Origin of the sequence: Bacillus sp. FSL H8-0492, from assembly GCF_038006145.1 — a bacterium.
GTDB classification, from domain to species: Bacteria; Bacillota; Bacilli; order Bacillales; family Bacillaceae_G; genus Bacillus_A; species Bacillus_A mycoides.
This window is the reverse complement of record NZ_JBBOUP010000001.1, coordinates 1021443-1036231: the sequence shown is the minus strand read 5'-3', so window position 1 is coordinate 1036231 and position 14789 is coordinate 1021443. Positions and strand designations below refer to the sequence as shown.

Genomic DNA, 14789 nt, shown 5'->3' with positions numbered 1-14789 from the left:
CACATAAACGTAATTTTAACACCGAAAGAAAGTGCTTTGCAACAAAGTTTCCTCACTTACAGTATGCAAAATAAAAAACTTAAGATCCTCACACATTTCTTCTTATTCGTGAAAAAAGCCAAAGCCAAGGCACGCTTGACTTTGACTTTTTGTCATCTTACTTATTTTATTTCACTGTATTACTTGTCTTCTTTTACTTCTTCAAACTCAGCGTCTACTACATTATCTTTTTTCGCGCCAGCGTCTTGTGCTCCTTGTGCACCTTCTGCTTGCCCTGCAGCCGCTTGAGCTTGCTCGTATAATTTAACAGTTAATTGTTGTACGATTTCTTGAAGAGCATCTTTTTTCACACGGATTTCTTCAAGTTCGTTTTTCTCGATTGCCGCTTGTAATGCTTCTTTCGCTTCCGTTGCTTTCGCTACTTCAGCTGCATCTACTTTACCTTCTAAATCTTTTACAACTTTGTCTGTTTGGAATACAAGTTGGTCAGCTTCGTTACGAAGTTCAACTTCTTCCTTACGTTTTTGGTCAGCATCAGCATTTGATTCAGCTTCTTGTACCATACGATCTACTTCTTCATCAGAAAGACCTGAAGAAGATTGGATTGTAATAGTTTGCTCTTTGCTTGTTCCTAAGTCTTTTGCACGTACGTTAACGATACCGTTCGCATCAATATCGAATGTTACTTCGATTTGTGGAATTCCACGTGGTGCTGGCGGAAGGTCTGTTAATTGGAAACGACCTAACGTTTTGTTGTCAGCTGACATTGGACGCTCACCTTGTAGTACGTGAATGTCTACCGCTGGTTGGTTATCAGCAGCTGTTGAGAATACTTGTGACTTACTTGTCGGAATTGTAGTGTTACGCTCGATTAGTTTCGTGAACACACCGCCCATAGTTTCGATACCTAAAGAAAGTGGAGTTACGTCTAATAATAGAACGCCCTCTACATCACCAGTAAGTACGCCACCTTGAACTGCAGCACCTAATGCTACAACTTCATCTGGGTTTACACCTTTGTATGGCTCTTTACCAGTTTCACGTTTAATTGCTTCTTGTACAGCTGGGATACGAGTAGATCCACCAACAAGGATAACTTTATCTAATTCGCTTGGAGCAAAACCAGCGTCTTTTAATGCACGACGAGTTGGCTCTAATGTTCTTTCAACAAGACCAGCTGAAATTTCTTCGAATTTAGCTCTTGTTAACGTTAATTCTAAGTGTAATGGGCCAGCAGCTCCAGCACTAATGAATGGTAATGAAATTTGTGTTTGTGTTACACCAGAAAGATCTTTCTTCGCTTTTTCAGCTGCATCTTTCAGACGTTGAAGTGCCATTTTATCTTGGCTTAAATCAATGCTATTTTCTTTTTTGAATTCAGCTACTAAATGATCGATGATAACTTGGTCAAAGTCATCTCCACCAAGACGGTTGTCACCAGCAGTTGAAATAACTTCGAATGTGCCGTCTGCTAACTCAAGGATAGATACATCAAATGTACCGCCACCTAAGTCATATACTAAGATTTTTTGCTCTTCATCTTGTTTTTCTAAACCGTAAGCAAGTGCTGCAGCTGTTGGTTCGTTAATGATACGCTCAACTTCTAAACCAGCGATACGACCAGCATCTTTCGTTGCTTGACGCTCTGCATCGTTGAAGTATGCAGGTACTGTAATAACAGCTTTCGTTACTGTTTCACCTAAGTATGCTTCAGCAGAAGCTTTTAAGTTTTGTAAAATGATTGCAGAAATTTCTTGAGGTGTAAAATCTTTACCTTCAACTTCTACTTTGTAGTCTGTACCCATATGACGTTTAACAGACATGATTGTATTTGGGTTTGTAATTGCTTGACGCTTCGCAACTTCCCCAACTTGACGCTCTTCATTTTTGAAAGCTACAACAGAAGGTGTTGTACGATTTCCTTCTGGATTTGGGATAACCTTTGGTTCTCCACCTTCCATAACAGCTACACAAGAGTTTGTTGTACCTAAGTCAATACCGATAATTTTACTCATGGCGAATCCTCCTACTTTTATGTAAATTATTGATTTACTTTTACCATTGATGGGCGAATCACACGGTCTTTTAGTTTATAACCTTTTTGGAATTCTTCAACTACCGCGTTTGATTCAAATTCACTGTCTTCCACTTGCATAATAGCTTGGTGTTCATTCGGATCAAACTGTTTACCAACAGCTTCAATCACTTCAACACCTTCCTTAGTCAACGCTTCTAGCAATTGACGATGCACCATTTCCATACCTTGTAACAAGGATTGCGTTTGCTCGTCAGTCGCTTCCACTTGCATCGCTCTTTCAAAATTATCAAGAGCTGGCAAAATATCTGAAACTAGACTTTGTGCTCTATATTTATCAGCAGCCTGTTTATCCATTTGGACACGGCGCTTATAATTTTCAAAATCAGCTTGTAGACGTAATGTGCGACCTTCCGTTTCCGTTAGTTTCGCTTGTAACTCATCTACTTTTTCTTGTAAAAGAGCAGCCTCACTTTTTTCTTCTACAGTTTTTTCACTGTTTTCTGGCGTGACAGCTTCTTCAACTTGCGCTTCTTTCACTTCTTCTACCACTTGTTCGTTACGCTCTTCCACAATTTTCACCTCCTTAAAAGGTATTAGGTATCATGCTTAGCATGATTACCTAAGCATTATATATTACACACAGCAATGAAAATTTCATCACTTGAGCGAATGTATTACTCTCATTTACTTTTTAAGTCCGTCTGTAAATTGTCTTGTAAATAACTGCAGTAAACTAATTACACGAGAGTATTGCATTCTCGTCGGACCTAAAATTGCAATTGTTCCAAGTTGCTCTTCTCCAATCGAATACGTTGCAGAAATCAAACTGCAATCCTCCATTGCCGTAGAAGAATTTTCTCTACCAATTTTCACTTGAATTCCGACTTGTTTATGACGCAAAATGTCATAAAACGCAGCCTCATTATCAATCATCGTCAGCAAAGATCTTACTTTGTGAATGTCATGGAACTCTGGTTGCGAAAGCATATTTGCTTTTCCTCCAAAGTATATCTTTTCCGATAAAGGGACTTGAAATGTACCATCTAACATTTTTATTGCACTATCGTAATTATGAACATACCCACGCAAGACTGTAACAATCTCTTTAAAGATTTTATTATGAAGTTCTGCCATAGGTATACCAGATAGCTTTTCATTTAAAATATTAACCATTTTTTCTAAATCTGATAAGTCAACAGATTCCGGAACGGTAATCGTTTTACTTTGCACATGCCCTGTATCTGTTACAATAATAGCGACTGCTGTTTGACGATCAAGCGGTACGATTTGTACATTTTTAAGTTTATTTGTGCTCAATTTGGGACCAAGAACAATGGCCGTATAATTCGTAAGCTCTGATAAAATTTGAGCTGATTGTTGTGCAATTTTTTCTGCTTCAAAAATTCTTTCAGCAAATAAATCTTTAATTTGTACAATTTCATCGGTCGGTAAGTTTTGCGGCGCTAAAAGATGGTCTACATAAAATCGGTATCCTTTTTCAGAAGGAACACGCCCAGAAGAACTATGCGTTTTTTCAATAAATCCTAGTTCTTCTAAATCAGCCATTTCATTTCGAATAGTAGCTGAACTAAACGTAATTTCATCTTTCTTAGCCAACGTCCTCGAACCAACTGGTTGCGCTGATCCAATAAAGTCATCAACAATTGTTTGTAAAATTAAGAGCTGACGTTCCGTAAGCATCTCATCATCACCTCTGTTAGCACTCTTTGTCTTCGAGTGCTAAATCTATTAATAACTTACCAAAATTGACATTCAATTGTCAACGGAAACGTCACGAAATAACAAAAATTTTTCGCGCTTATGGCACATTTAATTAATCAATCAAAAATGACTGGAATACTTCATTCCCTAATAGTTTCCCTTTCCTCGTTAAACAAACATGTCCATCTCTGTTTTCAAGTAATCCTTGTTCTTGATTACTTTGTAACTGCTTTGCAAAAACATGGTCCATCTCCACATTAAATTTCTTTTGGAATTCTAACTTAGAAACACCTTTTGTTTTTCGAAGTCCTAAGAACAACTCTTCTTCCATTTTTTCTTTCTCTGTCACTGGGTGAACATCTAAATATGGAAATCCTGTCTCATCAATTTTAGTGAAATATTGCTTGAGCGGACCTACATTTTGAATTCGTTCCCCGTTCACATAGCTATGCGCTCCAGCTCCAAATCCATAATACTCTTCATTATTCCAGTATGTGAGATTGTGTCTACTTTCATTATTACCTTTTGAGAAGTTACTAATCTCATACTGGTTATAACCATGTTTCTCCATTTCATCCATTACCATTTCGTACATTTTCGCTTCATGATCTTCACCTGGTAGTCTTAATTTCCCTTTATTCATTAAGTTATAAAATACAGTTTTCGGTTCCACAATTAAGGAATATGCCGAGAAATGTTGTACACCAAGCGTAAAGGCAATGTCTAATGTTTCCTTTACATCTTCTATCGTCTGTCCTGGCAGAGCATAAATTAAATCTACATTAATATTTGTAAAACCGACTTCCTGCGCTTCTCGAATTGCTACGAATGCATCTTCTCTCGTATGCCTGCGTCCAATCTTCTCAAGTAGCTCATCACGAAACGTTTGCACACCAAAACTAATTCGGTTTACTCCACCTTCTAGCAATACGTTCAACTTCTCTTTCGGTAAATCACCTGGATTCGCTTCAAATGTTACTTCACAATTCGGCGCAAATGGGCGCAAACGACGGTTAATGATGTCGAGTAGTTTTTTTGTTTGCTCCATATTTAAAGCTGTCGGAGTTCCTCCGCCAACAAAAATCGTTTTCATACTTTCAAACGGTACTTTTTGAACCGTATTTATTATTTCTTTCTCTAAATATTGTAAGTATTGATCAACCGGTTGGCGTTCAATAAATACTTTATTAAAATCACAATAGTGACAAATATGCTGACAAAATGGAATATGAATATATGCAGCTTGTACCAAATATAACTCCTACCTTTCTAAAAAGAAAACCTCCGCACTCCGGAGGATTCTTTACTTCTCTACTGTATTACGGATTTGTTCCATTCGCATTTTTCCCCAATCATACATCATTTCAACGATCGGTAAAAGCGACATACCTAATTCCGTCATATAGTACTCAACACGCGGAGGAATTTCCGGGTATACCGTTCGATCAACAATCCCGTCCTCCATTAACTCTTTCAATTGATTTGACAAAACTTTATGAGAAATGCTCGGGAACAGACGTTGCAATTCACTAAAACGATGCGGACCTTCCACACCTAAGTGCCACAATATCACAACTTTCCACTTCCCACTAATTATAGAAAGCGTCAGTTCCTTTTCGCAATTAAAATTACCTTTTTGTATTTTCTCTCGAATATCTTTTCGAATATTTTCGGACATTAATAGTCTCCTAACTCTATATCAATCACTAAAAAGCTCTCTCACTATTGTAAATGAGAGATCATAAGATGTCTAAAAAGTAGCATATAAAAAAAGAAGCCGAACGAACGGCTTCTACTTTTATCACGATTGGTGCGGGCTAATAATTAGCGAAGAATAGAAAAATCTCCACTAATTATAGTTCACTCCATTAGTTATCATCCATTTTCAGTACAGCCATGAATGCTTCTTGCGGCACTTCTACAGAACCAACAGACTTCATACGTTTTTTACCCTCTTTTTGCTTATCAAGAAGTTTACGCTTACGAGAAATGTCACCACCGTAACATTTTGCAAGTACGTTTTTACGCATCGCCTTAATTGTAGAACGAGATACAACTTTATTTCCGATAGTCGCCTGAATTGGCACTTCAAACTGTTGTCTTGGAATTAATTTCTTTAATTTCTCTACAATTACTTTACCACGGTCATACGCTGAATCACGATGTACAATAAATGATAAAGCATCTACTTGTTCATTATTTAAAAGAATATCCATTTTCACAAGTTTAGATGGTTTATAACCAATTAACTCGTAGTCAAATGATGCATATCCTTTCGTATTTGATTTCAATTGATCGAAGAAATCATATACGATTTCTGATAACGGGATTTCATATGTCAATGTAACACGTGTTTCATCTAAATATTGCATATCAATAAACGTTCCACGTTTCCCTTGGCAAATTTCCATTACAGCTCCAACATAGTCATTCGGAACCATAATTGCAGCCTTCACAAACGGCTCTTCTACACGATCGATAGTCTGTGGATCTGGCATATTAGATGGATTATCAACAATAAAATCTTCACCGTTTGTTAAATACACTTTATAAATAACGCTTGGCGCTGTTGTAATTAAGTCAATCTTGAATTCACGTTCAATACGTTCTTGAATAATCTCCATGTGAAGAAGCCCTAAGAAACCACAACGGAAACCAAAACCTAAAGCTTGAGATGTTTCAGGCTCAAATTCAAGAGCAGAATCATTCAATTCTAGTTTTTCTAACGCATCACGTAAGTCGTTATAACGTGCAGAATCGATTGGATATAAACCACAGAATACCATTGGGTTTAATTTTCGATACCCTTTTAACGGCTCTGCAGCCGGACGTTTCGCATGTGTAATCGTATCACCAACACGTGTATCGCCTACATTTTTAATAGATGCTGCCAAGAAACCTACATCACCTACCGTTAACTCGTCACGTTGCGTCGTTTTCGGTGTAAACACACCTACTTCTGTTACTTCAAATTCTTTTCCAGTTGCCATCATACGTACTTTATCGCCAACTTTTACCGTTCCATTTACAACACGGATATATGCAATTACACCACGGTACGGATCATATAAAGAATCGAAAATCATACATTGTAACGGCTCTTCTGAATCACCTGTTGGAGCTGGTACCTTTTCAACGATTTGTTCTAAAATTTCTTCAATACCAATGCCAGCTTTCGCTGAAGCAAGTACAGCTTCCGATGCATCTAAACCAATTACATCTTCTACCTCTTGACGTACGCGTTCTGGGTCTGCACTTGGTAAGTCGATTTTATTAATAACTGGTAAGATTTCTAAATTATTATCAAGCGCTAAATATACGTTCGCTAATGTTTGCGCCTCAATTCCTTGCGCTGCATCCACTACAAGAATTGCACCTTCACAAGCCGCTAAACTACGAGATACTTCGTACGTAAAGTCGACGTGTCCTGGAGTATCGATTAAGTGAAGAATATACTCTTCACCGTCTTTCGCTTTATACGTTAGTTGTACTGCATTTAATTTAATTGTAATACCACGCTCACGCTCCAACTCCATAGAGTCAAGCAATTGCGCCTTCATTTCGCGCTGTGCCAACGCGTTTGTTTTCTCCAAAATACGGTCTGCCAACGTTGATTTCCCGTGGTCAATGTGAGCAATGATGGAGAAGTTACGAATTTTGGACTGTCTTTTTGCTCTTTCTTCTTTATTCATCTATGTTCTCAACTCCTAATAGTCTCGCCAATATACACTAGCACTGATTATATCAATAGAGCAGCAAAGATTCAATGAAAACTCGTGCTGCTTACAATACAAATCACTCTATCTATATCTTATGCGAACAAACCATAAGAGACAAACCTTTTTCAAATTAAAAGACAGCTCTCTTACAAACATAAGACAACCATCCTTCCCGCTACCCTTAACTAAAAATTCCTTTTATTGCCCCAACAACTATATCCGTTCCAAACTTTGTCATATCACGAACAACACTTGCTATCGCCATACCGATACCTTCTACAACATTAAAACTTCTTAAGCTTTCTAACTGTTTTTGTTTTTCAATAGCCGAAAACGTCTCTCCCGAAATTCCGGGTTCAGCCCCAGCGCCTTCTGTTCCTGTCATATGAGCAATTTGTTCATATGACAGCTGACGATATCCCTTCATACTTTTTAGACCATGATTAGCGAGTCCCACTCCAGCTATCATCATAAGCAAACATAAGACTGTACCGCATATACATAACAGCGTAAATTGACTCAAGCTATTTCTGCCTCTTTCCATCAATGTGTATATGCCCCTGTATTATCCTGATCAATCTGATGATGCAGCGCTGCATTTAAACCGCTGGCTATTACATTTGCCATATCCTCAATAAACGCATCTACTTCTTTTGGAGTTACCATTAAATTATGACCAAGAGGAGATAACACTTCATAAATTAACTTTCTCTTTTCTTCTTCTTCTAACGTACCAATAGCTCCTAAAAACATATTTCGACTCTTTTCATCTGGCATATCTTCTTCTGTTAATTTTTTCTTTTCTCCAAATGTAAAACCTGCTGGCAATAAAGAGCGTGACGGTTTGTTTCCTGCTTTCAGTTCCCGGCCAAAATGTTTCAAAATAAAATCAATTGTATCACTCGTAATCGAAACAGCATCTACCACAGTTGGCACACCAATTGCGATAACAGGAATACCTAATGTTTCTTTACTTAGTTCCTTACGCTTATTCCCAACACCAGATCCTGGATGAATTCCTGTATCAGAAATTTGTATCGTACTATTTACTCGTTCAATAGAACGCGCAGCTAATGCATCAATTGCGATGACAAAGTCTGGTTTTGTCTTCTCAATAATTCCGTAAATGACATCGCTCGTTTCAATCCCTGTAATTCCCATTACCCCTGGACGAATGGCACTAACAGGTCTAAACCCTTCTTCCACACTTTCAGGCTGCAATTTAAACAAATGTCTCGTCACCAATACGTTCTCTACAACTATCGGTCCGAGTGCATCCGGCGTTACATTCCAATTCCCAAGACCTACGATTAAACAACTCGCTTCTTTTGAAACTCCAACCTCTTCTAAGAAATAAGAAAATTCTTTTGCAAAAATACGCTCTACCTTTTGCTGAAGTTCCGTATCTTGTTGTCGTATACCTTGCACCTCAAGAGTTAAATAACTTCCAGGTTTTTTCCCCATCGACTCAGATGCAATTTCATCAATAGTTACTTTTGTAATTGTAACTCCCTCTTCTTCCCTCTCTTTTACAATAACTCCCTGTATCCCTTTTTGTTCTTCTTGGCGCTCTTGTAGCATTTGGTGCGCCTCTACAGCAAGGTCAGTTCTAACACTATATTTACTTAAATCTAATGGTTCTTTCATCGTATCTCCTCCGTAATTCATAGTAAATATCGTTAGATTTCCCCAAGTTATATTAGGTCATTCTTTCCTTTACGTGAAATTTCATTGATATACTATTGCAATTCTCTTCACCGTTTGATAAAATATCACTTGTTCTATGTAAGAATCGAGTCATTCGATTGCACCAGGGAGGTGAAAAGTATGGCAAACATCAAATCTGCTATCAAACGCGCTAAACTTAGCGAAGAGCGTCGTTCACATAACGCTTCTATCAAGTCTGACATGCGTACTGCTGTTAAAACTGTAGAAACTTTAGTTACTAATAACGATCTTGAAAATGCTAAAGAAGCTTTCAAAACTGCTTCTAAAAAACTTGACAAAGCAGCTCGTAAAGGTCTTATCCACCAAAACGCTGCAGCTCGTCAAAAATCTCGCTTAGCGAAACAAGTAAACGCGTAAGGCGTTTAAAAAACGATCCATTCGGATCGTTTTTTATATACACAAAAAAGTTCACGTACTAAGTACGTGAACTTTTTTGTGTCACTACATATGATTTAACCGCATTAAGAAAAACTCAAGCACAAGTTTCTTATCCATCTTTCCAGTCTTCATACTATAATCAGCTTCCGCCAATTCTATAATAACTTTTTTTAATTCTTCAAAAGAGAAAAACTTCGTTTGATTCATCGCCAACTTTACCCGGTACGGATGTACACCAATATGGGACGCGATTTGATTTTGTCCGTAACCACGCTGTTGCAACTCTTTCACTTGATGCAGCAAGCGGAACTGACTTACTAATAAAGCGAGCAGTTTAATCGGTTCTTCCTGCTGTGTAAATAATCCGTCTAAAATTTGCATCGCACCAGCGATATCTTTTTTCACCACTTTTTCTGTTAAAGCAAACACATTTTGCTCAACAGATTTCGGCACAAGTTCCGTGACAAGTTTTGGCGTAATTTCTCCGCCCATACCGACGTATAACGTTAACTTGTCCATTTCCTTCGCCAACATTGTTACATTACTTCCCACAAGCTCTAACAATAAACTAACAGCTGCATTATCAATATGCACATGCATCTCATCCCCACGAGAAACAATCCACTTCTGAACATCCTGCACTTGCATCGCATTTGCTTCTATTACATCCGCTGTTTTCTTTAATAGTTTTGTAATTTTTTTTCGTTCGTCTAATTTTTCATAAGGCGCAACAAAAACAAGAATAGAAAAAGGAGAGGGCTCCCCAATATATTCTTCTAAAATTTTTATATTTTGTTCTAATTTTTCTTTTTGTGCCGTTAAAAATAGTGGTGATTTTATTAATATAACTTTACGCTCTCCAAAAAAAGGAAGCGTATGCGCATCCTCAACTACATCTTCTAAATACGCTTCTTCCAAATCGTATGTCACAACATTAAACTCTCGATCTTCCTCTTCAAGCGCGTACGTTGTAATAAGCTTTATCGTTTCATTTATAAAATAGGCTTCCGTTCCATACAGTACATACAACGGAGCGAACTGTTTCTTTTTAATCTTCTTATGTATATCACTCATATTTTTTCCTACTCCCTAACTTGGCAATATATATTTATACTAATGCCCTAGCTTTTGTTTTACAAGTACAAAGGGACGGTCTTTATAACCCGCCCCTTTATTTATATAAAACGCCACGCAATAAGCCCCGGATTTCTTATTGGTGTGCGGTAATCACCTTCCCTTTATTATTTACAATAATAATCTTAGTATAAGTGCCAACTGTTAACATGATTGGAAATGAAAAATTCACGCTACTTAACTAACTAGAAAAAGTATACAAATACTCTATTTCACTTCATATGGAAATTGTAGATTTTTTTCTGACAATATTTTATACTAAAATGGAATGTTGGGGAGGGATTCTAAATGAATGATTTTGAACAAAACGTTCAAAGTAAACGCAATGACGCTATTGATTCAGGGGTAGGATTTATCGTCTCATTTGGTTTTTTCGCAACACTTTTCATTATTGCAACTGTTATTAAATTCATCGGTTCTTAAAGGCTGCTGCTTAACGGCAGTCTTCTTTTTTTCATCTTCTATGTGTTTCATCATATGTGATTTTACTTTGAAAGGTTCCTTTTTCTCCATTAAAAACATAGGAAATAGCACCTTGCTTATCCGTACGCCATATATCAATACCCATCTTCTTAAAACGCTCTATAACTTCCTTATGCGGGTGCCCATACCTATTACGCTCCCCCACAGAAATAATCGCTACAGCAGGCTGTACAAGGCTTAAAAATGGGTCTGTAGACGATGTTTTACTCCCATGGTGGGCAACTTTTAAAATATTAGCCCGCAAATCAGGATATGTTGATACTATAAACTTTTCTCCTTCTTCTAGATCACCCGTAAATAGCCATGTTAGTCCCCCTAGTCTGGCCCATAGTACAATCGAAGAGTCATTTTCTCCCTTTTCTTTCCCCTTTGGAGCTAATACGAAAAATTCCGCTTCATTTACCCTCCAACCTTCCCCTTCTCCTACTACACTTATCTTCACGCTCTTTTCTAACGCCTTTTTCTTCACCACTTTTTCCAATACAGCATCTTGTTCCTTTCTCCCAAATACAACTTCTTTTACAATAATAGATGACAGCAAATCCAGCGCAGCACCTATATGATCCGCATCTCCGTGCGTTACAATTAATTTATCAATCGTTTTTATACCTTCTTTTTGTAAAAAAGGAACAAGAATATCATGCCCAACAGAAAATTCATGCTTTTTCTGTTGCCACGCTTCCTTCTTGACAGAAAGGGCTCCTCCTGTATCAATAAGATAAACCTCTTTATCGTATGGAAGACGAATTAATATCGCATCTCCCTGTCCAACATCAAGAAATGTAACACTCCCACTTTCGCGAAAATATGGATATACATAATGACAAGTACTAATAAAAAGAAACACACCCACAACTATGCACAAAATTTTTTTCGTTATTACCCTTTCCCAAATCACAAATATACTAACGATACTAAAACAATATATAGCCACAAGAAATAAAGGAGTTTGACCAAAAGTAAGTCGAATGAAAGGGAAACTTTCACAGTAACTTAGAAAATCATTAGAAATGGTTAAACATAGTGAAAGTACATATGCAATTCCTTTTGCGAAAAATGGAATAACCGGCATACATATAAGAATAATGATGCTACACGGCAATACAATAATGGATAGAAAAGGAACATATATAAGATTGAGGAAAATGCTATAAGGAGAAAAATAACCAAAATGATATAACAAGATGGGGGTACTAGCGAGCTGTGAAATTATAGAAATGTAAATAGAATTTCGAACTATCCCATTACTACGCCCTAATAATATCGGCGCAGATAGTAGTAAAGAAAAACTACCTACAAATGAGAATTGAAATCCAATGTTGAAAATAAGATACGGATCGTATATAAGCATACATATAGCCGTTATACTTAAGGCGTCTAGACTAGATAAGCGAACAGAGCATATGAAAGCTACCAATAATAAAACTCCTGTTATAGAAGCCCTCACAACAGATGGCGACGCCCCAGCTATGATCATATACAGAGGAATGCAAACTATAAGGCATACTGTTGCTATCTCTTTCGTCACACCACTTCTTAGCAAAACAAAATACATTATAACCATTAATAATACGATATGCGATCCTGAAATTGCTAACAAATGTATAAGACCAAATTGTTGATATTTCTCTTCTACTTCAAACGTCATTTGTTGTCGATCTCCAAATAATAATGCGTTCATAAATGCACCTGATTGTTCCGGGAACATTTCTGTAACTTTCGAGATTGTTTGTTGCCTGAGAAGGAAAATCCATTGCACGAGTGACAACGATGTTTTTTGACATTCAGAAATGTATGTCACATCAAATATAAAATGTATTTTTTGCTGATATAAATAATTACGATAATCAAAAACATGAAAATTCCGGGCAGTTTGTGGTTCTTTCACCTCCCCTTTAAATGTACACGATATACCTGCATGTAATTGTTGCAACTGCTTCTTTTCCGAAGCAGATTGTATTTTATAATTTAACTGCACTAAGTTTTTATTCTGATCTTCAATTTGAAAAGAGAGACGATCCCCATTAATTAGAGGTGTATTTTGCACGACCCCTCGTGTAACTTCATAGGACTCCCCTAGCGGCTTATTTAGACTCTGAACATGCGTGGTGTACATAACGCCACTAAAACACGCTATTATACAAAATATGAAGGTTTTACGCGAAGTACGATATAAACAAAATAAAACATAACAAACGAAACAACAAGCAGCCAACAAATGCGATGCGGAAAAGGTAATTGCAATCCCAATTATAAACGAGATTGCAACATAGCCCCATTGCCCATTCAACTCATACTCACTCCTTATAGCATCATTTTCGCTTTAGTGAATACACGCTGTAATTCTTCCATTGATAAATTATCTTTTTCTAAAGCTGCGAATAATTCCTTTAGCTGTAAATGACGCTCTTGTTCCTCTAGCGATGTAATATCGTATTCTAGCGGAACGTGCTTTACTGTTACACTCGCTTGTTCAAATAACTCTACGGCATACGGATGATTTTTATAGTCCTGTGCATAATAAACCGCTGTAACACCACTTTGAATAATCGCCTTACAGCACTGCAAACAAGGAAAATGTGTGACATAAATTTCCGCTTCCTCTGTTTTTGCACCAAATTTCGCACATTGCAATAAAGCATTCATTTCAGCATGAATTGTACGAACGCAATGATTATCAATGACATAGCAACCATCGTCTATACAATGGACACCACCTTTAATTGAACCGTTATATCCACCAGCAATAATTCGTTTATCACGAACGATTGTCGCTCCTACCGCAAGCCTTGTACATGTACTACGTAAAGATAGTAGATGGCTTTGCGTCATAAAATATTGATCCCATGAAATTCGTTCCATATTTTTCACCTTCTTTTTTGTCTACTTGTAGTGTAGCGAAAAAAGAAAAACTTCGTCAATCTTTTATGGAATAATAATTTGATCTTTTATTTTCTCTAAAGACTTCGCACCAATCCCATCAATTTCTAATAAATCTTCTATTTTCTGAAACGGACCATGTTCTTCTCGGTATTTCAAAATACTTTCCGCTTTCCGAGAACCAATGCCTGTTATTTTTTCAAGTTGCTCTTTAGAAGCTGTATTTATTTGCACCTTACCCTCGCTTTTTGAAAAAGTAGTCCCTTCTTGCACTGGCTCATTCTTGTTAGGAACATACAGAAGCATTTGGTCTTGGACCATTTGCGCCAAATTCACTTTCTTCACATCTGCATCCGGCAACAAACCACCAGCTTTTTCAACCGCCTCCTTCACCCGGTCCCCTTCCTTCATTTCATACACACCCTCTTTAAAAACCGCCCCTTTCACATCAATTATAATTATTTTTTTCTGCTCCTTTGTATCCAATACTTTCGGTTTACTTTTTTTCTCCACATCTTTTACTTGAACTTCCGTTGTAATGAGCGATCGCTCTGTTTGCTGATTCGTTTTCCAGAAAAAAAGAAAAATCAAAGTGCCAATAATAACCACTAATCCCAACCATTTTTTCGGAAAATCCCACATCATTTTACACCTCTAATCATAAATTTATAACATCATTCATATTGTTTAGGAGAAAGCTGTTACGA

Annotated in this window: 14 protein-coding genes; 2 read left to right on the top strand and 12 right to left on the bottom strand. The window is 37.2% G+C overall.

Going from position 1 to position 14789, the window contains the following annotated elements; all coding sequences use genetic code 11:
* Positions 1-179: 179 nt before the first annotated feature.
* The 8 genes from dnaK to gpr form a co-directional block, all read right to left on the bottom strand.
* Positions 180-2015: a chaperone protein DnaK gene (gene dnaK, locus MHH66_RS05195; RefSeq protein ID WP_002015198.1), complete on the bottom strand. Its 1836-nt coding sequence runs from the start codon at positions 2013-2015 to the stop codon at positions 180-182.
* Between the two features lie 26 nt (positions 2016-2041).
* Positions 2042-2608, bottom strand: coding sequence for a nucleotide exchange factor GrpE (grpE, locus tag MHH66_RS05190; RefSeq protein ID WP_063218887.1), 567 nt, complete (start codon positions 2606-2608; stop codon positions 2042-2044).
* Between the two features lie 114 nt (positions 2609-2722).
* Positions 2723-3739: a heat-inducible transcriptional repressor HrcA gene (gene hrcA / locus MHH66_RS05185; RefSeq protein WP_002015201.1), complete on the bottom strand. Its 1017-nt coding sequence runs from the start codon at positions 3737-3739 to the stop codon at positions 2723-2725.
* Between the two features lie 133 nt (positions 3740-3872).
* Positions 3873-5012 carry a radical SAM family heme chaperone HemW gene (gene hemW / locus MHH66_RS05180; protein WP_063218886.1) on the bottom strand — a complete coding sequence of 380 codons (1140 nt, stop codon included), beginning with the start codon at positions 5010-5012 and terminating at the stop codon, positions 3873-3875.
* Between the two features lie 51 nt (positions 5013-5063).
* The gene (locus MHH66_RS05175) at positions 5064-5438 is read right to left on the bottom strand and encodes a winged helix-turn-helix transcriptional regulator (RefSeq protein ID WP_002015203.1); all 375 of its coding nucleotides are present in this window, start codon (positions 5436-5438) and stop codon (positions 5064-5066) included.
* 190 nt (positions 5439-5628) lie between these two features.
* Entirely contained in the window at positions 5629-7452 is a 1824-nt protein-coding gene (gene lepA, locus MHH66_RS05170; RefSeq protein WP_002015204.1) for an elongation factor 4, read from the bottom strand.
* Positions 7453-7660: 208 nt separating this feature from the next.
* Positions 7661-8023, bottom strand: a complete 363-nt coding sequence (locus MHH66_RS05165; RefSeq protein WP_176126954.1) for a DUF3679 domain-containing protein — start codon at positions 8021-8023, stop codon at positions 7661-7663.
* On the bottom strand, positions 8023-9126 hold the full coding sequence (gene gpr / locus MHH66_RS05160) for a GPR endopeptidase (RefSeq protein WP_078184443.1): 1104 nt from the start codon (positions 9124-9126) through the stop codon (positions 8023-8025). The genes MHH66_RS05165 and gpr overlap by 1 nt, the downstream gene beginning before the upstream one ends.
* 180 nt (positions 9127-9306) lie before the next feature.
* Between gpr and rpsT the strand changes: the two genes are divergently transcribed.
* Positions 9307-9564, top strand: a complete 258-nt coding sequence (gene rpsT, locus MHH66_RS05155) for a 30S ribosomal protein S20 (protein WP_002088694.1) — start codon at positions 9307-9309, stop codon at positions 9562-9564.
* Between the two features lie 84 nt (positions 9565-9648).
* On the opposite strand, the gene holA is transcribed toward rpsT, so the two are convergent.
* Entirely contained in the window at positions 9649-10659 is a 1011-nt protein-coding gene (gene holA / locus MHH66_RS05150) for a DNA polymerase III subunit delta (RefSeq protein WP_063218885.1), read from the bottom strand.
* A 348-nt stretch (positions 10660-11007) separates the two neighbouring features.
* Between holA and MHH66_RS05145 the strand changes: the two genes are divergently transcribed.
* A complete protein-coding gene (locus MHH66_RS05145) occupies positions 11008-11142 on the top strand; it encodes a YqzM family protein (RefSeq protein ID WP_000997609.1) in 135 nt (44 codons plus the stop codon).
* Between the two features lie 31 nt (positions 11143-11173).
* On the opposite strand, the gene MHH66_RS05140 is transcribed toward MHH66_RS05145, so the two are convergent.
* From MHH66_RS05140 to MHH66_RS05130, 3 genes are all read right to left on the bottom strand, one after another.
* On the bottom strand, positions 11174-13492 hold the full coding sequence (locus tag MHH66_RS05140) for a DNA internalization-related competence protein ComEC/Rec2 (RefSeq protein WP_078184444.1): 2319 nt from the start codon (positions 13490-13492) through the stop codon (positions 11174-11176).
* A 14-nt stretch (positions 13493-13506) separates the two neighbouring features.
* The gene (locus tag MHH66_RS05135; RefSeq protein ID WP_002088698.1) at positions 13507-14064 is read right to left on the bottom strand and encodes a ComE operon protein 2; all 558 of its coding nucleotides are present in this window, start codon (positions 14062-14064) and stop codon (positions 13507-13509) included.
* 63 nt (positions 14065-14127) lie between these two features.
* Positions 14128-14727, bottom strand: a complete 600-nt coding sequence (locus tag MHH66_RS05130; RefSeq protein ID WP_063218883.1) for a helix-hairpin-helix domain-containing protein — start codon at positions 14725-14727, stop codon at positions 14128-14130.
* Positions 14728-14789 lie beyond the last annotated feature (62 nt).

Coding starts and splice junctions, on each gene's coding strand:
- dnaK (WP_002015198.1), bottom strand. CDS start 2,015: ATGAGTAAAATTATCGGTATTGACTTAGGTACAACAAACTCTTGTGTA.
- hrcA (WP_002015201.1), bottom strand. CDS start 3,739: ATGCTTACGGAACGTCAGCTCTTAATTTTACAAACAATTGTTGATGAC.
- MHH66_RS05175 (WP_002015203.1), bottom strand. CDS start 5,438: ATGTCCGAAAATATTCGAAAAGATATTCGAGAGAAAATACAAAAAGGT.
- lepA (WP_002015204.1), bottom strand. CDS start 7,452: ATGAATAAAGAAGAAAGAGCAAAAAGACAGTCCAAAATTCGTAACTTC.
- MHH66_RS05165 (WP_176126954.1), bottom strand. CDS start 8,023: ATGGAAAGAGGCAGAAATAGCTTGAGTCAATTTACGCTGTTATGTATA.
- gpr (WP_078184443.1), bottom strand. CDS start 9,126: ATGAAAGAACCATTAGATTTAAGTAAATATAGTGTTAGAACTGACCTT.
- rpsT (WP_002088694.1), top strand. CDS start 9,307: ATGGCAAACATCAAATCTGCTATCAAACGCGCTAAACTTAGCGAAGAG.
- holA (WP_063218885.1), bottom strand. CDS start 10,659: ATGAGTGATATACATAAGAAGATTAAAAAGAAACAGTTCGCTCCGTTG.
- MHH66_RS05145 (WP_000997609.1), top strand. CDS start 11,008: ATGAATGATTTTGAACAAAACGTTCAAAGTAAACGCAATGACGCTATT.
- MHH66_RS05135 (WP_002088698.1), bottom strand. CDS start 14,064: ATGGAACGAATTTCATGGGATCAATATTTTATGACGCAAAGCCATCTA.
- MHH66_RS05130 (WP_063218883.1), bottom strand. CDS start 14,727: ATGATGTGGGATTTTCCGAAAAAATGGTTGGGATTAGTGGTTATTATT.